This is a genomic window from Streptomyces sp. NPDC090119, assembly GCF_044747085.1.
In the GTDB taxonomy this organism is placed as follows: Bacteria; Actinomycetota; Actinomycetes; order Streptomycetales; family Streptomycetaceae; genus Streptomyces.
The window spans coordinates 463,656-486,204 of record NZ_JBIVDK010000006.1 but is presented as its reverse complement, the minus strand read 5'-3'; the positions used below and the strand labels follow the sequence as shown (position 1 = coordinate 486,204).

Below are 22,549 nucleotides of genomic sequence, written 5' to 3'. Positions count from 1 at the left end.
ACCGCCACCTATTCAGATGACTGAGGCCCTGCATACCTTTATACAGCGCGGCGGGCGACGGTCTACCCTCTGCGCCCGGCGACGACGTGCGCGACGGCGGTGAACACGGCGAGGATCACCACGGAGATCGCCAGCATGACGGCGGCGGGGGCGAGCAGCCTCGACGCCTCGGGGGTCGTGGACATCAGGGTGAACAGACGGTTGACCGGGGACAGGCCCTTGACGAAGAGGGCCCCCATCACCAGCGCGAGAGCCGCGACCAGTGCGTACCCCTGCCGCCGGAAGACCAGGCGCGAGCACAGTACGCCGATGGCGATGCCCACCAGGGCGCAGGTGAGCTGCGCCTGCAGGCCGAGCAGGAGGTCGGTCGTGGTGACCGCGTAGTCACCCATCCACAACGGGAAGAGCAGCCCGAAGACCATCAGGGCGAGACAGCTCAGCAGGGCCGTGCCGATCGCCGCGAGCAGGACCGTGAGCGACCGGCCGCCCGCGGAGACGATGACGATCGCCCGCTGCGGCGGGTCGTCCAGGCTCATCAGCGCGACGGTCAGCCAGGTCGAGCAGATGAACAGCGCACCGGCGGACGAGGCGTAGGCGGCCGGCAGCGGGCCGCTGCCGTTGACGGTCAGCACGCTCATGAGGCCCATGAACAGGAGCAGCGGAGCGAGGTAGCGCTGCGTGTGCAGCACGGTGGCGAAGGTGTAGCGGATCAACGCGATCACCACATGCCTCCGTACGTCGCGGCGTCCGCCGTCCGATGGTGGTCCGTGGCCGTTCCCGTAACGCGCTCGACGGACCAGCCGTGCTGTAGCGCGGTGAGCAGCAGAGCGTCGGTGGAGTCGCGATCCACCCGCATCCGGACGCCCGTCACATCCCGGCTCACCGTCAACACGCCGTCCAGCCGCTCCCAGGCGAGGTCTCGCTGCACGCTTCCGTCGCGGCTCGCGGTCAGTACGACGTCGGACGTCCCGGTACCCCCCGCCTCCGGCCCCCGCAACGACACGCGGCCCCCGTCGACCGTGTAGGTCCGGGTGGCGTGGGCTCGGGTGACCGACTCGCGGTGATCGGTGAACACGACGGTGCCGCCGACGGCCGCGACCTCGGCCATGATCTCGGCGAGCACCGCGTGGGCGTCGGCGTCCAGCCCGGACCACGGCTCGTCCAGCACGAGCAGCCCGGGTTCCACCAGGAGGGCCTGGGCCAGTGCGACCTTCTGCGCGTTGCCCTTCGACAGGCTCCGCAGAGGAGCGTGCGCGCCGCCCACCAGGGTGAGCCGGTCCAGCAGCCGGCCCGCCCGCGCCGAGGCGACGGAGGTGGTCAGCCCGCGGACGCGGCCCATGTGCGTCAGATAGGCCACGGCCGACATGCGTTCGGCGGGGGAGAACCGGTCCGGAACGTACCCGACCACGGGCGGCCGGGCGGCCACCGCGCCGCGGGTCGGCCGGGTCAGGCCCACCGCGATCCGCAGCAGGGTCGACTTCCCGGAGCCGTTACCGCCCGCGAATGCCACGACCTCACCGGCCGGGGCTTCCACGTCCACGTCTCTCAGAACCCAGTCGCCACGGCCGTAGCGCTTGCTGACTGACTGAAGACGTAACACCTGATCTCCTCCGCCCGGCGCGACACCTTCGCATGCTCGCAGACCGGTCGCTCCTCGCCTCGACAGCGGCTCCCGCCATCTCGGGCTGGGCTCTCGGCTCCGGGGCAGCCTCCCGCACCAGGCATGGCATGAGCGGAGCCGCTTCGGGCGGCGTTCGCTCCGGTGGGGACCGGAGCGGGGTCTCGCCTGCCTCGAGGAATCCAGGGGGGATTCGCTGTGGACTACCAGAAGACGTTGCCGATGACGGGGCCTGCCATCGTCGTGGGCGGCCTCCAGATCGAGCAGGGCTGGCTCCTGCTGGCGGCCCTGCTGCTCGTGGGCATGGGTGCCGTGATGGTCCGTGTCGGCTTCCGGCGCGGCAAGGGAGCGACGGAGCGGTGAGGCTGCCCACGGCGCACCTCGCCTCGAAGACGTATCTGGTGCTGGCACTCATCCTGTTGGGAGGCGGCATCGCGTGGACGGCCCGCCATGTGGCCAACCTCGTGGCCTACTCCGAGGGCAGGACCAGCACACAGAGCTTCACCCTGCTGTGGGCGGTCGTCTTCGGATCGCTCGTATGGCATCTCGGGCTGGCGTGGACCGAGCGACCGTACCGGACGACGTCACGTCAGCAGGCCCAGCTCGACAAGCTGTTCGTCACGGTGAACGTGCCCGTGCACAAGGAGGACGAGGAGGCGTTACGGCGCGTCCTGGAGGCGATCCTGCGGCAGACCCGGATGCCGCAGCGCGTGCAGATCGTCACCAACGGACTCGGCAACCCCGACTACGGCGCGATCCGGGACGAGTGGCTGACGCGGGCGGGTGAACTGTTCCCGGCGATGATCGTGGAGTGGGTCCACCAGGACGTGCCCGGCAAGCGTGACGCGCAGATCCGCACCTTCAAGGACAACGGCGAGGCGGACATCTTCGCCACGATGGACTCCGACACGGTCATGGACCCGAAGTGCATCGAAGAGGGACTGAAGCCCTTCGCGGACCCCCGGGTCACGAGCGTGGCCTCCGTCATCCTCGCCTTCAACTCCCGGCATCCGCTGGTCCGGATCACGGACCCGTGGTTGCTCGCCTTCCAACTCGCGGTGCGCAGCGCGATGAGCAAGCTGGGCTGTGTCCTGGTGAACTCCGGCAACTTCTCCATGTACCGGGCCCAGGTCGTCCGGGACGCTCTCCCGTCGTACGAGCGGGAGTTCTTCCTCGGCCATCAGGTGCAGTTCTCGGACGACTCGCTCCTGACGCTCTTCGCGCATCTGCGGGGACGGACGGTCCAGCAGCCGTCGAGCTTCGCCTTCACGGTCCTGCCGGAGAAGCTCGGCCACCACTGGCGGCAGCAGCTTCGCTGGATGCGGGGCAGCACCATCAGGTCCATCTGGCGCTTCCGCTACCTGCCCCTGAAGGGGTTCGCGTACTGGGAGCACTTCGCGGCCTGGCTGAACTTCGTCCTGGTCTCGTTCGCCTTCCTCGTCCTGTTCGTGCTGGCGCCGATCTTCAATCACGAGGTGATGCCGTTCCTGTTCCTCTTCTCGGTGCTGGTGGCCTACGCGACGGGACTGAAGTACCTGACGATCCGGCGCAGCGACCAGGGTTTCGGCAGTCAGTTGGTGACCTTCGCCCTCACACCGATCATGCTGGTGTGGACGGCCCTGGTACTGCGGCCACTGCGCGTCTACGCGATGGCGACCTGCTGGAAGACGGGCTGGGGCACGCGCGGGAGCGTGGAGGTGCGGACGGCGGCATCCGAGGGGCGCGATGTGATTCCCGCCTGAGGCGCGGTGGGCGGGGCGTCAGTCGGCCAGCAGATCCTCCGGCGCTGACCGGGCGATGCCCGCCAGGGTGTCCAGGGCGGTGCCGAGTGCGTCGGCGGGTGGGGAGGCGAGGGCGAGACGGATCGCGTGCGGGGCGCTGTCGCGGCGGACGGCGAAGGCGGCTGCCGGGGCGACCGCGATGCCGTGCCGCGCGGCGGCGGAGACGAAGGTGTCCGCGCGCCAGCCCTCCGGCAACCGCCACCAGCAGTGGTAGGCACGGGCGTCCCCGCGCACGTCGAACCCGTCGAGGCGCCGGGCCGCCAGCGCCTGCCGGGCGGCCGCGTCCCGGCGCTTGTCCCGTGCGAGCGTCCCGGCGGTGCCGTCGTGCTGCCAGCGCCGCATGACCTCCAGGGGGAAGCGCATGGGGGTCCAGCCGCCGGAGCGCAGCGAGGTGGCGACGCGGTCGGTGCGGGCGGGGGGTGCGACGAGGAAGCCGAGGGTGAGGCCGGGGGCGACGCGCTTGGAGAGGCTGTCGACGAGCACGGTCCGCTCGGGCAACAGGGCGGCCAGCGGCGGGAGTTCGTCGCACAGGAACCCCCACACCGCGTCCTCGACCACGGGGAGGTCCAGCCGGGTCAGCACCTCGGCCAGCGCGGCCAGCCGGGCGGGCGGGGCGGTGAGCGAGAGCGGGTTCTGCAGGGTCGGCTGCGTGTAGACGGCGTGCAGCGGGGCGCGGCGGTGGGCCTGCTCGACGGCGCCGGGGACGAGCCCCTCGTCGTCCATGGCGAGCGGTACGAGCGTGACGCCGAGCCGGGCCGCGGCGGTCCGGATGACGGGGTACGTCAGCTCCTCCACCCCGAGCCGCCCGCCGGGCGGGACCAGGGCGGCGACGGCGGCCGAGATGGCCTGGCGGCCGTTCCCGGCGAACAGCACCTGGCCGGGGTCGGGGCGCCAGCCGCCTCGGGCCAGCAGACCGGCGGCGGCTTCGCGGGCGGCCGGGGTGCCCGCGGCGCCGACCGGGCGGAGTGCGTCGCCGAGGATGTCGGGCCGGGTCAGCGGGGCCAGGCCCTCGGCGAGGAGGTCGGCATGGCCGGGCAGGGTGGAGTGGTTCAGCTCCAGGTCGACGGGGGCTGCGGCCGGTTCGGTGAGGGCGGGGGCGGCGGCCCCGGCTCCGGCGCGGACGTAGGTGCCCCGGCCGACCTCGCCGACGGTGAGCCCTCTGCGGGCGAGTTCGCGGTAGACGCGGGTGGCGGTGGAGTCGGCGATTCCGTGCCGCCGGGCGAACGTCCGCTGCGGGGGCAGCCGGTCGCCGGGGCGGAGGGCTCCCCTGCGGATCTCCTCGGCCACCGCGTCGGCCACGCTCCGGTAGTCGCTCACTCCGCGCCCCCTCCCACGACATTGCCCCGAGAACAATAGCGGCTATTGCACCGAGATTTGAGGGTCCATAGCCTCAAGGCAATACCGCTCACGCGCCCAACAGGGGGACCTTCCATGCTCATCGAGCCCAGCGCGGCCCTGGGGGTGACGGTGGTGGCCCTCGGGATGGTGCTCACCCCGGGCCCGAACATGATCTACCTGGTCTCCCGCAGCATCACCCAGGGCAGACGCGCCGGGCTGATCTCCCTCGGCGGGGTGGCACTCGGCTTCCTCGCCTACCTGCTGGCGGCCAACCTGGGCCTCTCGGTGCTCTTCCTCGCGGTCCCGGAGCTGTACGTCGCGGTGAAGCTGGCCGGTGCGGGATACCTCGCGTATCTGGCCTGGTCGGCGCTGCGGCCGGGCGGCGTCTCGGTGTTCGCCCCGCGCGAGGTGCCGCCCGACCCACCGCGCAGGCTCTTCACGATGGGCCTGATGACGAACCTGCTCAACCCGAAGATCGCCATCATGTACGTGTCCCTGATCCCGCAGTTCGTCGACCTGGACCGGGGCCACGTCCTCACCCAGGGCCTGCTGCTGGGCGCGTGCCAGATCGCGGTGAGCGTCGCGGTGAACCTCGCCATCGTCCTCGCCGCCGGAACCATCGCCACGTTCCTGGCCCGGCGGCCGTCCTGGCTGAAGATCCAGCGGTACGCGATGGGGACGGTGCTGGGGGCGCTGGCCGTGACCCTGGCGGTGGACACCTCGGGACCCGGCGCCACGAGCTGAGAGCCCCGTACAAGGAAAGCCCCGTAAAAGACTGTCGCGGGGACCGCCGCACCCCCGGTGAAGGGGGGCGGGACGACGGCGGTCCCCGCGAAGGACGCGGGTCGGGTCAGGCCCGTGCGCGTCCGGGGCGCCTTGGAGGTCCGGGAGCCGCTCCGAAGTCTCCTGGGCGCCGTTCGGCGTCGGCCGGGGGCGGGGGAGCCTCCCCCAGTGCTCAATGCCTGGGAGGTACCCCCATCGCCCTTGCCGACGCCCACTACTGTGCCGGGCCCGTGTTAAGCGGGTGCTGCGCGCACGTGACACGCTCGTGCCGCTTCGGCCACGCCCCCGTCAAGTGAGCCAGGGCCTGTCTTCCGGATCTTGCCGGGGTCGCGGGGTCTGGCACGCACATCTGCGGCGTTGTCGTCACTCGCCGACGCTCCGCGTCGACTCCCTCCTCCGCCTTGCAGCTGCACGCACCAGACCCCGCTCGGGTCAGCCCGAAGGCGCCGTCGGCCCGAGCCGGCCTGATCCGGAAGAAAGGCCCTAGTGCAGCCCGCCCTTGGCGAGGAAGGACAGCAGGTCCTGGCGGCTGACGACGCCGGTCGGCTTGCCCTCGACCAGGACGATCGCCGCGTCCGCCGCGCCCAGCACCGACATCAGGTCGCCCACCGGCTCACCGGAGCCGACCTGCGGCAGCGGGGCCGACATGTGCTTCTCCAGGGGGTCGCCGAGCGAGGCCCGCTGGGAGAACAGCGCGTCCAGCAGCTCGCGCTCCACGACCGAGCCGACGACCTCGGCGGCCATCACGTCCGGGTGACCGGCGCCCGGCTTCACGACCGGCATCTGCGAGACGCCGTACTCGCGCAGCACCTCGATGGCCTCGCCGACCGTCTCCTCGGGGTGCATGTGGACCAGGGACGGGATGACGCCGCCGACCTTGTCCTTGAGCACGTCGGCGACGCGGGCGCTGGGGCCCTCGTCCTCCAGGAAGCCGTAGTCGGCCATCCACTCGTCGTTGAAGATCTTCGAGAGGTAGCCGCGGCCGCTGTCCGGGAGCAGCACGACGACCACGTCGTCCGGGCCGAGGTCCTCCGCGACGCGCAGCGCGGCGACGACCGCCATGCCGCAGGAGCCGCCGACGAGCAGGCCCTCCTCCTTGGCGAGGCGGCGGGTCATCTGGAAGGCGTCCTTGTCGGAGACCGGCACGATCCCGTCGGCCACGTTCCGGTCGTAGGCGGTCGGCCAGAAGTCCTCGCCGACGCCCTCGATCAGGTACGGGCGCCCGGAGCCGCCGGAGTAGACGGAGCCCTCCGGGTCGGCGCCGATGACCTTGACCTTGCCCTCGCTGGCGTCCTTCAGGTAGTTGCCGGTGCCGGAGATGGTGCCGCCGGTGCCGACGCCCGCCACGAAGTGGGTGATCTTCCCCTCCGTCTGCTCCCACAGCTCGGGGCCGGTCGAGTGATAGTGCGAGAGCGGGTTGTTCGGGTTGGAGTACTGGTCGGGCTTCCACGCGCCCGGCGTCTCACGGACCAGCCGGTCGGACACGTTGTAGTAGGAGTCCGGGTGCTCGGGGTCCACGGCGGTCGGGCAGACCACGACCTCGGCGCCGTACGCGCGCAGCACGTTGATCTTGTCCATGCTGACCTTGTCGGGGCACACGAAGATGCACTTGTACCCCTTCTGCTGCGCCACGATGGCGAGCCCGACCCCGGTGTTGCCGCTGGTCGGCTCGACGATCGTGCCTCCGGGCTTCAGCTCCCCGCTCGCTTCCGCCGCCTCGATCATGCGCAGGGCGATGCGGTCCTTCACGGAACCGCCGGGGTTGAAGTACTCCACCTTGGCCAGCACGGTGGCCTGGATGCCCTCGGTCACGCTGTTGAGCCTCACCAGCGGGGTGTTGCCGACGAGGCTGATCATCGAGTCGTGGAAATGCACCGTTGTCTCCGGTTGCTTGCAAAAAACTGCGGTCGTCGTGGTCGTGCCAGCCTACGGCCAGCGGGAGGAGATGCGGACGGGCCTTCACTCCGTGTGGAGATTGGCGCACATGCCGTACGGGGCAAGGAGTGGGTACGGCTACGAGGAGGTGGCGGCGACGCATGACGAGCATGTCGAGGGCGAGAGTGGCCCGGCGCATCGCGGCCGGGGCGGCGTACGGCGGTGGCGGGGTCGGACTGGTGGGCGCGGCCGCCGTCGGACTGCTGCTGACGGAGATGCGGCTGGCGCGGCGCCATGTGAACAACGGCAACACCACCGGCCGGGTCCCCCTGGCGGACGGTGTGTACGGCGCGGGGTACGGGCTGTTCGGTGAATCCCCGCTGCGGCTGGCGATGCTGGGCGACTCCACGGCCGCCGGGCAGGGCGTGCACCGGGCGGGCCAGACACCGGGCGCACTGCTGGCGGCCGGGCTGGCGGCGGTGGCGGAGCGCCCGGTGTCCCTGCGCAACGTCGCCCTGCCGGGCGCCACCTCGGACGACCTGGACCGGCAGGTGGCGCTGGTGCTGGCCGCGCCGATCACCGCGCCGGACATCTGCGTGATCATGATCGGCGCGAACGACGTCACCCGCCGCATCCCGCCCACCCGCTCGGTCCGGCACCTGTCGGCGGCGGTACAGCGGCTGCGCTCGGCCGGAGCCGAGGTGGTCGTCGGCACCTGTCCCGACCTCGGCACCATCGAGCCGGTGCGGCAGCCGCTGCGCTGGCTGGCCCGGCGGGCCTCGCGGCAGCTGGCGGCGGCGCAGACCATCGGGGCGGTGGAGCGCGGCGGCCGGACGGTGTCGCTGGGCGACCTGCTGGGCCCGGAGTTCATGGCCAACCCCCGCGAGCTGTTCGGCCCGGACCACTACCACCCCTCGGCCGAGGGGTACGCGACCGCGGCGATGGCGGTGCTGCCCACCCTCTGCGCGGCGCTCGGCCTGTGGCCCGCCGAGGAGGAGGGGCCGGACGCCTCGCGCCGGGAGGGCTTCCTGCCGGTGGCCCGCGCGGCCGCCGAGGCGGCCTCGGAGGCGGGTACGGAGGTCGCGGCGGCGATGCCGACCGGGCCACGCGGCCCGTGGGCGCTGCTCAAGCGGCGCAGGCGGCGGCGGGTGCGGGAGGCGGAACCGGTCACGCCCTCCGGCTGAAGCCGTAGGGCGGTGTGACACTGGCCAAGCAAGCGCTTAGACAATTGCGGTCAGTGTCACACCGCCGCAGCAGTGACCCGGACCATACGGGCGGGTAACTTCCGACTCGGCCCTGCCCGAATTCCCGTAAGCCTCTGGAGCCGTGATGCCTGAAGCCGTCATCGTGTCGACCGCCCGCTCCCCCATCGGCCGCGCCTTCAAGGGCTCCCTGAAGGACCTGCGTCCGGACGACCTCACCGCCACGATCATCCAGGCGGCGCTCGCCAAGGTCCCCGAGCTGGACCCCCGGGACATCGAGGACCTGATGCTCGGCTGCGGCCTGCCCGGCGGCGAGCAGGGCAACAACCTCGGCCGGATCGTGGCCGTGCAGATGGGCATGGACCACCTGCCGGGCTGCACGATCACCCGCTACTGCTCCTCCTCGCTGCAGACCTCCCGGATGGCTCTGCACGCCATCAAGGCGGGCGAGGGCGACGTCTTCATCTCGGCCGGTGTCGAGATGGTCTCCCGCTTCGCCAAGGGCAACTCCGACAGCCTGCCGGACACCCGCAACCCGCTCTTCGCCGAGGCCGAGGCCCGCACCGCCGAGGTCGCGCAGCAGGAGGGCACCACCTGGCACGACCCGCGCGAGGACGGTCTGATCCCGGACGCGTACATCGCCATGGGCCAGACCGCCGAGAACCTGGCCCGGCTCAAGGGCATCAGCCGCCGGGAGATGGACGAGTTCGGCGTCCGCTCGCAGAACCTCGCCGAGCAGGCCATCAAGAACGGCTTCTGGGAGCGCGAGATCACCCCGGTCACGCTGCCCGACGGCACCGTGGTCAGCCAGGACGACGGCCCGCGCGCGGGTGTCAGCCTGGAGGGAGTCGAGGGCCTGAAGCCGGTGTTCCGCCCCGACGGCCTGGTCACCGCGGCCAACTGCTGCCCGCTGAACGACGGCGCCGCGGCCCTGGTCATCATGAGCGACACCAAGGCCCGCGAGCTCGGCCTGACCCCGCTCGCCCGCATCGTCTCCACCGGCGTCTCCGGCCTCTCCCCCGAGATCATGGGCCTCGGCCCGGTCGAGGCGAGCAAGCAGGCGCTGAGCCGCGCCGGTCTCGGCGTCGGCGACATCGACCTGGTCGAGATCAACGAGGCGTTCGCCGCCCAGGTGATCCCCTCCTACCAGGAGCTGGGCATCGACCTGGACAAGCTCAACGTCAACGGCGGCGCCATCGCGGTCGGCCACCCCTTCGGCATGACCGGCGCCCGCATCACCGGCACGCTGATCAACTCCCTGCAGTTCCACGACAAGCAGTTCGGTCTGGAGACCATGTGCGTCGGCGGCGGCCAGGGCATGGCGATGGTCATCGAGCGCCTCAGCTGAACCCCGCGTGATCGACCGTCGGTGACCGTCCCCGCACGGTCGGTCGAGAACGGCCCAGAACCCGGTAAAGCCCCTGGGTTCTGGGCCGTTTTGTGATCCAATCTCCCCCAGGGTGTGACCTATCTCGCCCACTGGGGGAACGGCGCAGGTCAGTGCCGTGACCCGAGTGGCACCAGAGGCCGCCGAGGCCAGAACCCTGTCCGTTTCGTGACGTTACGCACTGACAGGCGGTCAGTCCACCCTTCAAGCTGAGGTAGGAAGTCGGGGGTCGACTTTGAACCTGGGAGTACGTCAGTGAGCGCCATGTCCATCGCCCTGCTGCTCACCACGGCCGCCACGGGCGCCGTGGGCGTCGCCGTCCTGTGCACCGTGCTGCGGCTGCGCCGCCAGATCGCCGAGCTGCACACCCAGCTCGCCGCGCATCAGGCGGCCGAGATCCGCGCACTGCTGCCCGCGGCCCGCACCACCGCCGACGCGGAGGAGATACGCGAGGCCGTGGCCGCCGCGCTCGCCGAGGAGCGAGAGCGTGAGCTGGCCGAGGCCCGCGCCTTCTGGGCCGCGCAGGAGGTCCGCGACCTCTCCGACGCGCCGCCCCCGCTGTACGGCCTGGACGCCGATACGTTCCTGCCGCGCCCGTCCGACTTCGCGGGCCTGGAGCCGGTGTCGGAACCGGGCGTCGAGCCGGACGAGTTCCCCGGCGACTCCCCCGAGCTGGCCGCGGCCCGCCGCCGCCACCCCTCGCACCCCGACTTCGTCCCGGTGCAGTCCCCCGTGGGCGACGAGGAGGAGCGCGCCGTCACCATCCTGGAGCGGCTGTCCGTCGAGGGCACCGCGCTCGCCGACGTCCGCCCCGGCCCGCTGGGCACCCTCGACGTCTATGTCTTCGCCGACGGCACCACCCTGTGCATGACCCCGGGCCACCGCGAGACCGCCGAACGGCTGGCCGCGGCGCTCCAGCGGGGCGAGGCCCCCTCGCTGCTGGGCGGCTCCGGCATCTCCGGCGCCTTCACCCTGACCTTCGCCTGCGGCGAGGACACGGTGTACGTCCTCGCCGACCGGGTCATCGCCTCGCTCTAGCCGCACACCTCAGACACCGGCCCGCTTGCGGGCCTCCTCGACCAGCTCGACGGCCTCCGCGAGCTGGTCCTCGCCTTGCAGCGCGACCGCCAGGTCGTGCCCGGCCACCGTGATCTGGTCGGCCGCCGCGAACATCCCCACGTCCGGCATCTCCCGCGGCTCGCTGCCCGGCTCCTCCAGCTCCTGCGCCCGCCGGGCCAGCTCCCGCGCGACCGCCAGCGCCTCGGCGGCCGCGCCGCGCTGCAACCGGCTCTGCGGCGCGGCCCGCAGCCGGTCGGCGAAGAGTTCCACTGCTTTGGTCAGGGGCGTCGTATCCAGCACGCGCCGAGCGTAACGCGGGCACTGTTGCCAAGCGGCCCGTGCTCGGGCACGGTGACCTGAAGGACCGGCCTTGATGTCCCTTGTTTCCGGAGGCGCCGATGTCCCAAGTCTTCTCCGAGGAGACCCACCGCAACCTGCTCGCCCGCATCCCGCACTGCACCGGCCGTGAAGTCGCCGACTGGCTGCGCACCGTCGACGAGGGCCCGGCCCTCCGCTTCGAGGACAAGGTCAGCTGGCTCCGGCACGAGCACGACCTCGCGTACGGCCACGCCAAGGCCATCGTCCACGAGTACGACCTGAGGAGGGCCGCGCGCAAGCTGCGCTGACGGGCACCGGCCCGCACACGCGGGAGGGCCCCCGGTGCGGGTGCACCGGGGGCCCTCCGTCGCGCCGAAGCGCTAGTCGTTGTTGCTGAAGATGGCGACCAGGCGCAGCATCTCCAGGTAGATCCAGACCAGGGACACGGTGAGACCGAACGCGGCGAGCCAGGACTCCTCGCGCGGGGCGCCGTAGGCGATGCCGTCCTCGATCTGCTTGAAGTCCAGCGTCAGGAAGAACGCGCCGAGCAGGATGGCGAGGACGCCGACGATCGCGCCCAGCGGGCCCATGCCGCGCAGTCCGCCGTCCGGGGCGACCCCGAACACGACCAGCAGCATGTTCACCGCCATGGCCAGCACGAACGCGATGGCGATGGCCATGCCGATGCGGGCGTACCGGGCGGTGACGCGGATCCAGCCGGCCTTGTAGACCAGCAGGGTGGCGGCGGAGACCGCCATGGTGCCGAGCACCGCCTGGAAGGGGGCGCCGCTCCACCGGCTGTTGTACATCTCGCTGATGACCCCGAGGAAGACGCCCTCGAAGGCCGCGTATCCCAGGATCAGCGCGGGCGACGGCTTGCGCTTGAAGCTCTGCACCAGGCCCAGGACCATGGCGATCAGCGCCGACCCGAAGGCCAGCGCGAAGCTGGTCGGGGTGACCGGCAGCAGGGCCCAGGCGAGCACCGCGCCGAGCACGACGACGCCCAGCGTGGTCGCCGAGCGGACGACCACGTCGTCCATCGTCATCCGGCCGGTCGTGGGCGGCGCCTGCGGCGGTGCGCCCTGGCCGACGGTGGTCTGCGCGTACGGGTTCTGCGCGTACGGGTTCTGGCCGTACGGGTTGCCCTGCGCGTACCCGGCCTGCTGTGCGGTGTCGAAGCCTGCGTAGCCGTTGTCGCGACCGAACCCTCGGCGCGAGAAGACCGGGTTGCTGCTCCTCATTTCACTCCTCCATGGCTGCCGTGCGCAGCCTTGGCTCAAGAGTAATGGACTGGCAAAGAATCGGCCCTGCTCCTTGAGGAGGATCTTTCCTTCACCGTGCTTGACCAACGCACCGCGCGGGAGCCATGTTCCCAGCCCGGTCCTCTTATATGCCAGCTCTTATGTACCTGACCTGGCACGGAGGAGGACAGGCACGGAAGGAGGCCGGCCGCCGGTTCCCGCGGGAGGCGCTCGCGGGGACCGGCGGCCGGCCGGGAGGGACGGTCAGACCGGGGTCAGTGGCCCGGCCAGCCGTCCAGTCGGCGGTGCAGGGTGACGTCGGGCTTCTCGGTGCCCTTGGGCGCCTTGGCCACGGCCGCCTTCAGGACGCCGTTCACCTCGCCCGCGAGGGCGTCCACCCGCTGCTGCAGCTCGGCGGCGGGCAGCGTGGACCGGGTCAGCGCGTCCAGCCTGCGGTGCACGTCGGCCAGCTGGCGGCGGACCCCCGCGTCGAGGGTGAGCGCGTGCGGCGTGGACACGACGAACTGGTAGGCACCGGCCAGGGTCTGGCAGCCGTCGCAGTACTTGTTGGCCGCGTCGCTGACGTTGACCGCCTTCAGGTGGTGCGCGTCCCCGGCGACCGTGACGATCTGGAAGGACAGCGCGACCGACCGGCAGTGGTCGTCGACCGAGCAGCCCATGGAGACCGCTCGGGCCTGGTTGCGGACGGAGGTCGCGTTGACCTTGCCGAACTCGCGGATGGTGAAGGAGTCGCGGGCCTGGGTGTGGTGGAGCCGGTTGGCGTTGGTGAACACGCTGTCCGAGACCACCGCGGCGGACCGCGCGGGCCCGGTCGCGGCGTGCGCCGGAACGGCGGTGGCCACGCCCGCGGCACCGGCGGCGAGGAGGACGGTGCGGACGGCCCGCCCGTTGAACGGGCTGCTGCGTGGTTTCCGGTGACTGCTCATGGGTTCTCTCCCGAGGAACGAAGGACGTGCTGATGAGAGGCCCGGCACACGCATGGTCGCGGCCGGGCCGGGGGCCGCGACGGGGTCAGGACGACGACACCGGGGCCGGTGGGTCGGTGGTCGGCGCCGTCGAGGGCTCGGGGGTCGGTGTCGGCGTGGCGCTCTCCGAGGGGACCGACGAGGTCTCGGTGACCGGCGGCGGCGACTGCTGCGTGGACGGCTGACCGACCGGCGCCCCGCCGCTGCTGCTCTCGGTCTGCTTGGGGCCGTCCTCGCCGCGCGTCGGCTTGTCCGGGGCCGCCGAGGAGGCGGCGGAGGGCTGCGGGGCGGAGGCGGAGGTGTCGTCCGAGGCCCCGGTGCTCGGGTCTCCCGGCTTGCCCTCGGCCGGGGCGCCCGGTGTCGCCGAGGGCTCACCGGAGGCGGTGCCCGGCCCGCCGGAGGTGCGTCCCGGACCGGCGCCCGGCGCCGAGGCGTCCGGGGACGGCGGCGGCGTGGTGGGCACCCCCGGCTGGAGGATCGGCGCGATGGGCGGCTTCTTCGGCAGCGGCTGCGGGGTCACCCCGGACATCCAGGCGTAGGCGAGTCCGCCGAGCCCGGCGAGCAGCAGCCCGCACAGCGCGATCCGCAGGGTGGGCCGTCCGGCCGTGGAGCGTTTGGCGAGCCGGAACAGCCTGCCGCCGATCTTCACGGAGAGATAGAGGACACCGGCCATCGGGAACAGCAGCATCAGCGTGCCGAGCACCCCGACGATGCCGGGCAGCACGTCCCCCTGCGCGAACGCCGACCCCGTGCCGGTGACCTGCTCGGTGAGCGAGCGGATCATCGTGCTGATGATCCGGGGCAGGTTCCACAGCCCGTAGCCCAGCTCGCCGACGATCAGCGGCACCATGGTCAGCACCCAGGTGGCGACGATGACGCGCGCGGACTTCTTCAGCCCCGCGACCTCCTGGCGGGCCGCCTGCCCCCGCGTCCCCGGTACCAGGGAGAGCAGGATCGGCTTGATCTTGCCGTACAGGTCCGGGACGCCCGCGAGGTCGCCCAGGATGTAGTAGCCGTCCAGGCGGACGGCGGGCATGAGCTGTTCCAGGATCTCGAAGTGGCCGAGGTAGACCGCGGCGAGGAAGAACTGCTCCCCGGTGGCGAAGTAGGCGCCGGCCATGGCCAGCATGAAGACGACGTTGAAGTACACCCCGCCGAAGTCGGTGCGGATGCGCCCGGCCTTGTTGATCCGGTAGACGTCGGTGACGTCGGTGTACATCGACGGCCAGATGAGGAAGAGCCCGCAGCCGATGCAGCCCGGTCTGGCCCCGCCGTACCGGCACGCGGAGGCGTGGCCGAACTCGTGGAAGACGAGCGAGGCCACGGTGAGCACGAAGACCAGCAGGATGAGCACCGGCTGGTCCAGCACCTCCAGCACCGGTTCGATCGCGCCGAAGAAGCCGAACAGCCAGACGTCCATGACGACGGCCGCCAGCAGCACCGCCGCGACCACCACCGGCCGGTGCAGCCAGGCCAGCGACTTGGCGATCCGGGCGGTGCGGCGCTCGTCGAAGATGACCCGGTGGCCCTTGAGGGCGAGCAGCAGGTCGGAGCGCGGGGCGTCGACCTCGTCGCTCTCCTGGCCCTCCGGGACGGTCACGCCCAGCGGGTCGAGCTTGTTCTCCACCAGGTAGCGGATGTTCTCCGCGCTGACCTCGCGGCCGAAGCGGGCGCTGACCCGGTGGGCGATCGTGTCGTCGTCGCGGACCCCGTCGACGGACGACGCCACCAGGTACAGCAGGCGCGAGAGCTGCACGACCTGCCCGTCCCCCCGACGGGCGATGTACTTGGACTCGGTGAACCCCGAACCCTGGTACTCGCCGTGCAGCCGCATCCCGGCGCTCAGCCTCGGGACGGGCCGGGCGGGCACCCCGGCTGTCGGCAGACTGCCGGTCGCCACCTGCTCGTACGTCACCGGCCAGCCACCGGGTCCGGGCAGCGGTCCGGTGTCGTACAGCGTGGTCGTGCCGTTCCCCAGCACCGTCATCTGTGGTCTCCCCCCACGTCGATGCCGCCTCGCCGCCGCTCTCCCCCCGGCATGGCCGCGGGGGCGGACCGGCCCGTGCTCGGGCGCGGTCCGCCCCCGTGACCGCCGTCGCGGCGGTGGGGCTACTGCTTGACGGTGATCGTCTGTCCGGCGTGCGACTGGGCGTCCGACCACAGGGAGTGGTCGTTGAGCGCGGCGGACTGGTTGGCGGCCTCGATGTTGGCCACGTGCTTGGTGACGTTGACCGTCTTGTTGAAGCTGAACTTCAGCTTGCCCAGGGCCTCGCGGCCCGGCAGCAGCTCCGCGGACTCGGCGTCCAGATCGCGCATGTCCATGCTCATGATGGTGTTCCCCTCTTACCTGTCTTGCCTGTCTTGCCTGACGTGCTGGATGTTCCCGAAGCTCCGGGCTACTGGCTGACGCTGATCGCCTGCGACGCGCCGGAGTTGGCGACGGACCACGCCGAGTGGTCGTTGAGGGCGGCCGACTGGTTGGCGGCCTCGATGTTGGCGACGTGCTTGGTGACGTTGACCGTCTTGTTGAAGCTGAACTTCAGCTTGCCGAGGGCCTCGCGGCCGGGCAGCAGTTCGGCGGACTCGGCCTCGAGCTCGTGGGCGTCCATCATGGTGATTCCCCCTCGGGAAATGGGCGTTTCCGGTCGGACCGAGTCAGGTTCCCCCCGGACTCTGTCCAACTTGGTCGGACGAGCTGTCCAACGAGATTGGACACTAGGCCCTCGCGGCGGCTGCCCGCAACCCTTTTGGGTAATCGCTCTGTCGGCGGTTCAGCTACTCGCCCGTAGACTCCCTCCCGACAGGGACGTGCGGCCGAGTGGCGAGCAGGACGAGCAGGAAGTGACCGACGGTGGCCAACGCACTGCAGCAGTTGATCCGCGAGCGCCTGGACCGCGAGGGCTGGTCCTACGGCGAAGTGGCACGTCGCGGCGGTGTCCCCCGCTCCACCGTCCACCATCTGGCCACCACCGAGCGCGTGGTGCGCATGCCCCTGGCCGGCACCCTGGAGGGCCTGGCCAAGGGGCTCGAACTCCCGCTGGACATCGTCCGCCGGGCGGCCGCCGAGGCGTGCGGCATCCATGTGTACGGCAACCCGGCCGGTGCGGACGACACCCCGGCCGCACCCCGTTCCGGGGACCCCGAGGTGGATCTGCTGATCGCCAGCGTGCAGCGGCTGTCGTCCGACGACCGCAGACATGTCACCGCGCTGGTGGAGTCCCTGCTCGGCCGCGCGGCCAACCCGGACCAGCGGGACTGAGCCCCGTACCGGGGCGCGTCACGGGGTGTCCGAACGGCGCCCCGACCCGGGCGCGCTTCCGCCAACTCGGAAAAAGAAAGCAAGTCCACCCGAACGGGCCGAGATCCCCCGCTAGTCTCTCGTCCTGCCCGAGGAGCGAGAGCCGCACGACCACGGGCCCTTGGGGGGAACATGTTGTTCGTGCATGGCGGGCCTGCCACCGCGGTGGTCCGGGGCCCGGACGGCGAGTCCGTCGTACTCCTGTCCGGCGAACTCCCCGAGGTGCTCACCGACCGGGCGGTCCACGAGCTGCTCGACCTCGCCGCGGCCATCCTGGACACGGAGGAACTGGCCCTCTTCCACACCTGCCTGGACGCCCTGCGCCGCAACGGCATGCGGGCGGGTCGCAGCATCGAGGTCGACGGTGCGGTGCTGACGGTGTACGAGGGGTGAGACGAGGGACGGCGGTCGGCTTCGTCGGCCCGTCACGACAAGAGAATGTGCCCGGAGCCGGACTCGAACCGGCACGCCCGCGAAGGGGCAGCGAGGTTTAAGCTCGCCGTGTCTGCATTCCACCATCCGGGCAGGCCGTGGGCTCCGCATTCGAGATCCAGAGCCTATCGGGAGGGCTCACTCGGACAGCGGAGAATACGGACCGACGTTGTCTTATTTTATTGATGTCTGAGGGTGCATCAGACCACGGAACGAGCCATCCGCACTTGCCAACAGCCTGCCGGGACACCCACGCACCCGTACGCGGAATGACGGAATTTCACCTACCGAACAAGGGCGGTCCCCCTGTTCCTGGTGGTAAGCGCCCTCAGGGTCGGCCGTCCTCCCCAGGTATGACACGGAGCGGCCCCGTCCGACCGGAGTCGCGGTAGGGAACGGGAACAGCGGCTGACCGGACGGCTTCCGGGAACGGGGACGATGGGAACAGACCCCCGAGACCCGTCCGACAGGAGCCCCACCCCGTGACCACCACACCCACCACCGGCAGGACCACCGCCGTGGCCGCGCGCGCCGCGGAGCTGTCGAAGATCTACGGGCAGGGTGAGACCCGAGTGGTCGCCCTGGACCGGGTCTCCGTCGAGTTCCGGCAGGCCGAGTTCACCGCGATCATGGGCCCCTCCGGCTCCGGCAAGTCCACGCTGATGCACTGCGTGGCCGGGCTGGACTCCTTCTCCTCCGGTTCGGTGCGCATCGGCGAGACCGAGCTGGGCTCACTGAAGGACAAGCAGCTCACGCGGCTGCGCCGGGACAAGATCGGCTTCATCTTCCAGGCGTTCAACCTGCTGCCGACGCTGACCGCGCTGGAGAACATCACGCTGCCGATGGACATCGCGGGCCGCAAGCCCGACAAGGAGTGGCTGGACCGGGTGATCGAGATGGTCGGGCTGTCCGGGCGGCTCTCGCACCGGCCCTCCCAGCTCTCCGGCGGCCAGCAGCAGCGCGTCGCCGTGGCCCGCGCCCTGGCCTCCAAGCCGGAGATCATCTTCGGTGACGAGCCGACCGGCAACCTCGACTCCCGCTCCGGCGCCGAGGTGCTGGGCTTCCTGCGCAACTCGGTGCGCGAGCTGGGCCAGACCGTGGTCATGGTGACCCACGACCCGGTCGCCGCCGCCTACGCGGACCGGGTGGTCTTCCTCGCGGACGGCCGGATCGTGGACGAGATCCAGGACCCGACGGCCGACTCGGTCCTCGACCTGATGAAGCGCTTCGACGCGAAGGGCCGTACGAGCTGATGTTCCGCACCGCGCTGCGCAACGTCCTCGCGCACAAGGCCCGGCTGATGATGACGGTGCTCGCCGTCCTCCTCGGCGTCGCCTTCGTGTCCGGGACGCTGGTCTTCACCAACACCCTCTCCCGCGCCTTCGAGAACAGCTCCGCCCAGGGCTTCGACGGTGTCGACGTGGCCGTACGGGCCAGGCACCAGGAAGCCAGCGGCGACCGGGTCGGCTCCACCCCGGACCTGACCCCGGCGCTGCTCGCCCGGGCGGAGAAGGTGCCCGGCGCCGCCTCCGCCACCGGTGTGGTCAGCGGCTTCACCGCGCTGGCCGACAAGCACGGCAAGCTGGTCGGCGACGGCTGGCAGTCCATGGGCGGCAACTACTGGGGCACCGACGACCACCGGTACAAGCTCGTCTCCGGCCACGCCCCGCACGGCAAGGGCGAGCTGCTGATCGACTCCGAGACCGCCCGCCGCACCGGCTACGGCGTCGGTGACACCGTCCGGCTCTCGGTCGACGGCCCGGTCCTCACCCCGCGCGTCGCGGGCATCTTCACCACGGACGACGGCAACGTGGCCGCGGGCGGCAGCCTCACCCTCTTCGACACGCCCACCGCGCAGACCCTGCTCGGCAAGCAGGGCGCGTACGACGAGATCGACGTGACCGCCGCGCCCGGCACCAGCCAGAGCGCGCTGAAGGCGGCGCTGGACAAGGCGCTCCCGGCCGGCCAGGTCAGCACCACCACCGGGGAGAAGCTCGCCGCCGACCAGGCGGAGCAGATCTCCTCGTCGATGAGCGGGCTGCGCCAGGTGCTGCTGGTGTTCGCGGGCATCGCCCTGTTCGTCGGCACGTTCATCATCGCCAACACCTTCACCATGCTGGTCGCCCAGCGCACCAAGGAACTCGCCCTGCTGCGAGCGGTCGGCGCCTCGCGCGGGCAGGTCACCCGCTCGGTGCTGATCGAGGCGTTCGCCGTCGGCACGGTCGCGGGCGTCGCCGGACTCGCCGCCGGTGTCGGCATCGGCGCCGGACTGCGCGCCATGCTGAACTCCTTCGGCGCGAGCATGCCGGACGGGCCGCTGGTGGTCACGCCGGGCACGGTGGTCGCCGCGCTCGCCGTCGGCATCGTCATCACCGTGCTCGCCGCCTGGCTGCCCGGCCGCCGGGCCGCGAAGATCCCGCCGGTCGCGGCGATGAGCAGCGTGCACGCGACCGCCACCACCCGCTCGCTGGTGGTGCGCAACACCATCGGCACGCTGTTCGCGGCGGCCGGTGCGGCCGTGGTCCTCGCGGCCACCACCATGGACACCGACAAGGGCCAGGGCGCGATGGGCCTCGGCGCGGTGCTGCTCATCATCGGCGTGTTCGTGCTGACCCCGCTGCTGTCCCGCCCGCTGATCGCGGCGGCCGCCCCGCTGCTGCGCCTGTTCGGCGTCGCGGGCCTCCTGGCCCGGCAGAACGCGGTGCGCAACCCGCGCCGTACGGCCGCGACCGCGTCCGCGCTGATGATCGGCCTGACCCTGATCACCGGCATGACGGTGATGGCGGGCAGCCTGCAGAAGTCGATCGACAAGATGGCCGCTTCCTCGATCCGCGCGGACTACGTCGTCTCGATGGCCAACCGCACCCCGCTCTCCCCGGACGTGGCCACCAGGCTGGCCGCCACCGACGGGGTCGCCGCGTCCAGCCCGCTGCGCAACGGCGCCTCCCGGATCGGCGGCGAGACCGAGTTCCTGACCGGCGTCACCGGTTCCTCGATCGGCGAGCTGACCGACCTGACGGTGAAGCAGGGCACGTTCGACGTGTCCGGCACCCGGATCGTGGTGGACGCCGACCGGGCCAAGGAGCACGGCTGGAAGGCCGGTTCGAAGCTCACCGCGCACTTCGAGGACGGCAAGCAGGCCACGCTGACCGTCGCCGGGGTGTACGAGGGCAACGAGATGATCCGCGGGATCATGATCGACGACAGGACGCTCACCCCGCACCTGCGCGCCCCGGCCGACATGCAGGTCCTGGTCCGCACGAAGGACGGCGCCTCGGACGCGACCAAGGACCGGCTGGCCAAGGCCCTCGGCTCCAACCCGGCCATCCAGGTGCAGGACAAGCAGGACATCACCGACGGCATCGCCAAGATCTTCACGCTGATGCTGAACCTGGTCTACGGCCTGCTCGGCATGGCCGTGGTGGTCGCGGTGCTCGGTGTCATCAACACGCTGGCCATGTCGGTGTTCGAGCGCTCCCAGGAGATCGGGATGCTGCGCGCGATCGGCCTGGAGCGCCGGTCGGTGAAGCGGATGGTCCGGCTGGAGTCCCTGGTGATCTCGCTGTTCGGCGGGGTGCTGGGCATCGGGCTCGGCGTGTTCTTCGGCTGGGCGGCCGGTGAGCTGCTGGGCACGAAGATGGCGACGTACGAGCTGGTGCTGCCCTGGTCCCGGCTGGTGCTGTTCCTGCTGCTGGCGGCCCTGGTGGGCGTACTGGCGGCGCTGTGGCCGGCCCGGCGGGCGGCCAAGCTGAACGTGCTCGGCGCGATCAAGGCCGAGTAGCGCTCGGGCAGTCGTGGGGCCCCGTTCCGGGATCGGAGCGGGGCCCCATTCGCGTTGTCAGGCGTTCCAGGTGCGGGTGCGGGCCGGGAGTCCCGAGGTGCCGGACTCCGGGGTGCGGACGGCGAGGACCTGGTTGACGCCGATCTGGCTGCGCTCGAAGGCGAGCGCGGAGGCGGCCATGTACAGCCGCCAGACGCGGGCGCGGCCGAATCCGGCGAGCCGGGTCGCGCGCTCCCAGTCGCCCTCCAGGTTGGTCACCCAGGCGCGCAGGGTGCGGGCGTAGTGCTCGCGCAGCGACTCCACGTCCCGCACCTCGAACCCGGCGCGCTCCAGCTGGGTGACGGTGGTGCCGAGCGGGGCGAGTTCGCCGTCGGGGAAGACGTAGGAGTCGATGAACGCGTCGACCTCGTACTCCGTCTCGTCCCGCTGCGGGCGGCGGGCGATCTGGTGGTTGAGGAGCCGTCCGCCGGGCTTCAGCAGGCCGTACAGGTCGCGCGCGTAGTCCAGGTAGCCGTCGGCGCCGACGTGCTCGGCCATGCCGATGGAGGAGATCGCGTCGTAGGGGCCGTCGCGGACGTCGCGGTAGTCCTGGACGCGGATCTCGACCCGGTCGGTGAGTCCCTCGTCGGCGACGCGCTTGCGGGCGAAGGCCGCCTGCTCCTGGGAGAGGGTGATGCCGACGACGCGCACCCCGTGCTCGCGGGCGGCGTGGATCGCCATCGAGCCCCAGCCGCAGCCGACGTCCAGCAGTCGCTGACCGGGCTTCAGGCCGAGTTTCAGGCTGACCAGTTCGAGCTTGTCGCGCTGGGCGCTCTCCAGCGAAGCACCCTTTTCCGGGGCCTCCCAGTAGGCGCAGGAGTAGACCATGGACGGGCCGAGGACCAGCGCGTAGAAGTCGTTGCCGACGTCGTAGTGGTGGCTGATGGCGCGCTTGTCGGTGCGGCGGGTGTGCAGATGGCGCCGTCTGCGGACCTCCTCGCGCGGCGGTGCGGGCGGCAGCGGCGGTCCGACGAGCCGGACCAGGTCGCGGACGGCGGCCCGCGCGGCGGGGTCCCGCACCGTCTGTACGAGGGAGCGGCCCTCGGCGTCGTCGTCGTGCTCCCAGAGCAGGCCCGCCATCGCGCCGAGCGCGGTGTACAGGTCGCCCTCGATGTCCAGGTCACCGGCCACCCAGGCGCGGGCCATGCCCAGTTCGCCCGGCTTGAACAGCATGCGGCGCAGGGCGCGCCGGTTGCGCACGACGATCACGGGGGCCCCCGGCGGACCCGCCTGGGAACCGTCCCAGGCCCGGACCCGCAGCGGGAGCGGGGCCCCCAGCAGCTGTTCGGCAACACTCACCAAGCGCGACGCGGCGTCGGCCATGACGCACACCTCCAAGACGACGATCCCGGATGTCCGTTACCACGTAAACACCCCGACGTACCCGGCACAGTCCCGCATTGGGGTTACG

General features: G+C 71.5%; 22 protein-coding genes and 1 tRNA gene. 11 read left to right on the top strand and 12 right to left on the bottom strand.

Translation table 11 applies throughout. From position 1 onward, the window contains the following. Positions 1 to 62 precede the first annotated feature (62 nt). Entirely contained in the window at positions 63 to 722 is a 660-nt protein-coding gene (locus tag ACIPPM_RS26890; RefSeq protein WP_401452391.1) for a hypothetical protein, read from the bottom strand. Continuing rightward, positions 719 to 1,540, bottom strand: a complete 822-nt coding sequence (locus ACIPPM_RS26885; RefSeq protein ID WP_401452390.1) for an ATP-binding cassette domain-containing protein — start codon at positions 1,538 to 1,540, stop codon at positions 719 to 721. Before ACIPPM_RS26885 ends, ACIPPM_RS26890 begins: the two co-directional genes overlap by 4 nt. Before the next feature lie 300 nt (positions 1,541 to 1,840). Between ACIPPM_RS26885 and ACIPPM_RS26880 the strand changes: the two genes are divergently transcribed. Both ACIPPM_RS26880 and ACIPPM_RS26875 read left to right on the top strand, forming a co-directional pair. After that, entirely contained in the window at positions 1,841 to 1,981 is a 141-nt protein-coding gene (locus ACIPPM_RS26880) for a hypothetical protein (RefSeq protein WP_401452388.1), read from the top strand. Then, positions 1,978 to 3,360 (top strand): glycosyltransferase, encoded by a 1,383-nt coding sequence (locus ACIPPM_RS26875; RefSeq protein ID WP_401452387.1) that lies wholly within the window; start codon positions 1,978 to 1,980, stop codon positions 3,358 to 3,360. The genes ACIPPM_RS26880 and ACIPPM_RS26875 overlap by 4 nt, the downstream gene beginning before the upstream one ends. Before the next feature lie 18 nt (positions 3,361 to 3,378). Here the strand turns inward: ACIPPM_RS26875 and ACIPPM_RS26870 are convergent, their stop codons facing one another. After that, on the bottom strand, positions 3,379 to 4,716 hold the full coding sequence (locus ACIPPM_RS26870; RefSeq protein WP_401452385.1) for a PLP-dependent aminotransferase family protein: 1,338 nt from the start codon (positions 4,714 to 4,716) through the stop codon (positions 3,379 to 3,381). 114 nt (positions 4,717 to 4,830) lie between these two features. Here ACIPPM_RS26870 and ACIPPM_RS26865 point away from each other — a divergent pair, with 114 nt between their 5' ends. Continuing rightward, positions 4,831 to 5,481, top strand: a complete 651-nt coding sequence (locus ACIPPM_RS26865; protein ID WP_401452383.1) for a LysE family translocator — start codon at positions 4,831 to 4,833, stop codon at positions 5,479 to 5,481. A gap of 522 nt (positions 5,482 to 6,003) precedes the next feature. On the opposite strand, the gene ACIPPM_RS26860 is transcribed toward ACIPPM_RS26865, so the two are convergent. Continuing rightward, entirely contained in the window at positions 6,004 to 7,395 is a 1,392-nt protein-coding gene (locus ACIPPM_RS26860; RefSeq protein WP_393595245.1) for a cystathionine beta-synthase, read from the bottom strand. 161 nt (positions 7,396 to 7,556) lie between these two features. On the opposite strand from ACIPPM_RS26860, the gene ACIPPM_RS26855 reads away from it, so the two are divergent. From ACIPPM_RS26855 to ACIPPM_RS26845, 3 genes are all read left to right on the top strand, one after another. Further along, positions 7,557 to 8,579, top strand: a complete 1,023-nt coding sequence (locus tag ACIPPM_RS26855; protein ID WP_401452381.1) for an SGNH/GDSL hydrolase family protein — start codon at positions 7,557 to 7,559, stop codon at positions 8,577 to 8,579. A 145-nt stretch (positions 8,580 to 8,724) separates the two neighbouring features. Next, on the top strand, positions 8,725 to 9,945 hold the full coding sequence (locus ACIPPM_RS26850) for an acetyl-CoA C-acetyltransferase (RefSeq protein ID WP_401452379.1): 1,221 nt from the start codon (positions 8,725 to 8,727) through the stop codon (positions 9,943 to 9,945). A gap of 294 nt (positions 9,946 to 10,239) precedes the next feature. Continuing rightward, on the top strand, positions 10,240 to 11,022 hold the full coding sequence (locus tag ACIPPM_RS26845) for a hypothetical protein (RefSeq protein ID WP_401452377.1): 783 nt from the start codon (positions 10,240 to 10,242) through the stop codon (positions 11,020 to 11,022). A gap of 9 nt (positions 11,023 to 11,031) precedes the next feature. Here the strand turns inward: ACIPPM_RS26845 and ACIPPM_RS26840 are convergent, their stop codons facing one another. Continuing rightward, positions 11,032 to 11,343 (bottom strand): hypothetical protein, encoded by a 312-nt coding sequence (locus tag ACIPPM_RS26840; protein WP_401452376.1) that lies wholly within the window; start codon positions 11,341 to 11,343, stop codon positions 11,032 to 11,034. A 98-nt stretch (positions 11,344 to 11,441) separates the two neighbouring features. On the opposite strand from ACIPPM_RS26840, the gene ACIPPM_RS26835 reads away from it, so the two are divergent. Then, on the top strand, positions 11,442 to 11,669 hold the full coding sequence (locus ACIPPM_RS26835) for a DUF4287 domain-containing protein (RefSeq protein ID WP_389006748.1): 228 nt from the start codon (positions 11,442 to 11,444) through the stop codon (positions 11,667 to 11,669). 72 nt (positions 11,670 to 11,741) lie between these two features. On the opposite strand, the gene ACIPPM_RS26830 is transcribed toward ACIPPM_RS26835, so the two are convergent. The 5 genes from ACIPPM_RS26830 to ACIPPM_RS26810 all read right to left on the bottom strand — a co-directional run bounded on the left by ACIPPM_RS26830 (position 11,742) and on the right by ACIPPM_RS26810 (position 16,200). Continuing rightward, the gene (locus tag ACIPPM_RS26830; protein ID WP_389006746.1) at positions 11,742 to 12,602 is read right to left on the bottom strand and encodes a Bax inhibitor-1/YccA family protein; all 861 of its coding nucleotides are present in this window, start codon (positions 12,600 to 12,602) and stop codon (positions 11,742 to 11,744) included. 275 nt (positions 12,603 to 12,877) lie between these two features. Further along, a complete protein-coding gene (locus ACIPPM_RS26825; RefSeq protein ID WP_401452374.1) occupies positions 12,878 to 13,549 on the bottom strand; it encodes a hypothetical protein in 672 nt (223 codons plus the stop codon). Between the two features lie 85 nt (positions 13,550 to 13,634). Next, entirely contained in the window at positions 13,635 to 15,575 is a 1,941-nt protein-coding gene (locus ACIPPM_RS26820) for a hypothetical protein (protein WP_401452372.1), read from the bottom strand. 122 nt (positions 15,576 to 15,697) lie between these two features. Beyond that, positions 15,698 to 15,916, bottom strand: a complete 219-nt coding sequence (locus ACIPPM_RS26815; RefSeq protein WP_330236235.1) for a hypothetical protein — start codon at positions 15,914 to 15,916, stop codon at positions 15,698 to 15,700. A gap of 68 nt (positions 15,917 to 15,984) precedes the next feature. After that, the gene (locus ACIPPM_RS26810) at positions 15,985 to 16,200 is read right to left on the bottom strand and encodes a hypothetical protein (protein ID WP_401452370.1); all 216 of its coding nucleotides are present in this window, start codon (positions 16,198 to 16,200) and stop codon (positions 15,985 to 15,987) included. 239 nt (positions 16,201 to 16,439) lie between these two features. On the opposite strand from ACIPPM_RS26810, the gene ACIPPM_RS26805 reads away from it, so the two are divergent. Both ACIPPM_RS26805 and ACIPPM_RS26800 read left to right on the top strand, forming a co-directional pair. After that, positions 16,440 to 16,847: a helix-turn-helix domain-containing protein gene (locus tag ACIPPM_RS26805; protein WP_401452368.1), complete on the top strand. Its 408-nt coding sequence runs from the start codon at positions 16,440 to 16,442 to the stop codon at positions 16,845 to 16,847. A gap of 171 nt (positions 16,848 to 17,018) precedes the next feature. Next, positions 17,019 to 17,279, top strand: coding sequence for a hypothetical protein (locus tag ACIPPM_RS26800; RefSeq protein WP_401452366.1), 261 nt, complete (start codon positions 17,019 to 17,021; stop codon positions 17,277 to 17,279). A gap of 48 nt (positions 17,280 to 17,327) precedes the next feature. On the opposite strand, the gene ACIPPM_RS26795 is transcribed toward ACIPPM_RS26800, so the two are convergent. Further along, a tRNA-Leu gene (locus ACIPPM_RS26795) sits at positions 17,328 to 17,411 on the bottom strand. A gap of 389 nt (positions 17,412 to 17,800) precedes the next feature. Between ACIPPM_RS26795 and ACIPPM_RS26790 the strand changes: the two genes are divergently transcribed. Then, the gene (locus tag ACIPPM_RS26790; RefSeq protein WP_393595225.1) at positions 17,801 to 18,571 is read left to right on the top strand and encodes an ABC transporter ATP-binding protein; all 771 of its coding nucleotides are present in this window, start codon (positions 17,801 to 17,803) and stop codon (positions 18,569 to 18,571) included. Next, on the top strand, positions 18,571 to 21,099 hold the full coding sequence (locus tag ACIPPM_RS26785; protein ID WP_401452364.1) for an ABC transporter permease: 2,529 nt from the start codon (positions 18,571 to 18,573) through the stop codon (positions 21,097 to 21,099). The genes ACIPPM_RS26790 and ACIPPM_RS26785 overlap by 1 nt, the downstream gene beginning before the upstream one ends. A 57-nt stretch (positions 21,100 to 21,156) precedes the next feature. Here the strand turns inward: ACIPPM_RS26785 and ACIPPM_RS26780 are convergent, their stop codons facing one another. Further along, positions 21,157 to 22,461, bottom strand: coding sequence for a class I SAM-dependent methyltransferase (locus ACIPPM_RS26780; RefSeq protein ID WP_401452362.1), 1,305 nt, complete (start codon positions 22,459 to 22,461; stop codon positions 21,157 to 21,159). Positions 22,462 to 22,549: the final 88 nt, after the last annotated feature.

Bases quoted from the DNA above. Each gene is read 5' to 3' on its own strand.
- ACIPPM_RS26780 (WP_401452362.1), bottom strand. From the start codon at position 22,461: ATGGCCGACGCCGCGTCGCGCTTGGTGAGTGTTGCCGAACAGCTGCTG.
- ACIPPM_RS26815 (WP_330236235.1), bottom strand. From the start codon at position 15,916: ATGAGCATGGACATGCGCGATCTGGACGCCGAGTCCGCGGAGCTGCTG.
- ACIPPM_RS26825 (WP_401452374.1), bottom strand. From the start codon at position 13,549: ATGAGCAGTCACCGGAAACCACGCAGCAGCCCGTTCAACGGGCGGGCC.
- ACIPPM_RS26835 (WP_389006748.1), top strand. From the start codon at position 11,442: ATGTCCCAAGTCTTCTCCGAGGAGACCCACCGCAACCTGCTCGCCCGC.
- ACIPPM_RS26820 (WP_401452372.1), bottom strand. From the start codon at position 15,575: ATGACGGTGCTGGGGAACGGCACGACCACGCTGTACGACACCGGACCG.
- ACIPPM_RS26850 (WP_401452379.1), top strand. From the start codon at position 8,725: ATGCCTGAAGCCGTCATCGTGTCGACCGCCCGCTCCCCCATCGGCCGC.
- ACIPPM_RS26810 (WP_401452370.1), bottom strand. From the start codon at position 16,200: ATGATGGACGCCCACGAGCTCGAGGCCGAGTCCGCCGAACTGCTGCCC.
- ACIPPM_RS26800 (WP_401452366.1), top strand. From the start codon at position 17,019: ATGTTGTTCGTGCATGGCGGGCCTGCCACCGCGGTGGTCCGGGGCCCG.
- ACIPPM_RS26880 (WP_401452388.1), top strand. From the start codon at position 1,841: ATGACGGGGCCTGCCATCGTCGTGGGCGGCCTCCAGATCGAGCAGGGC.
- ACIPPM_RS26830 (WP_389006746.1), bottom strand. From the start codon at position 12,602: ATGAGGAGCAGCAACCCGGTCTTCTCGCGCCGAGGGTTCGGTCGCGAC.
- ACIPPM_RS26785 (WP_401452364.1), top strand. From the start codon at position 18,571: ATGTTCCGCACCGCGCTGCGCAACGTCCTCGCGCACAAGGCCCGGCTG.
- ACIPPM_RS26865 (WP_401452383.1), top strand. From the start codon at position 4,831: ATGCTCATCGAGCCCAGCGCGGCCCTGGGGGTGACGGTGGTGGCCCTC.
- ACIPPM_RS26855 (WP_401452381.1), top strand. From the start codon at position 7,557: ATGACGAGCATGTCGAGGGCGAGAGTGGCCCGGCGCATCGCGGCCGGG.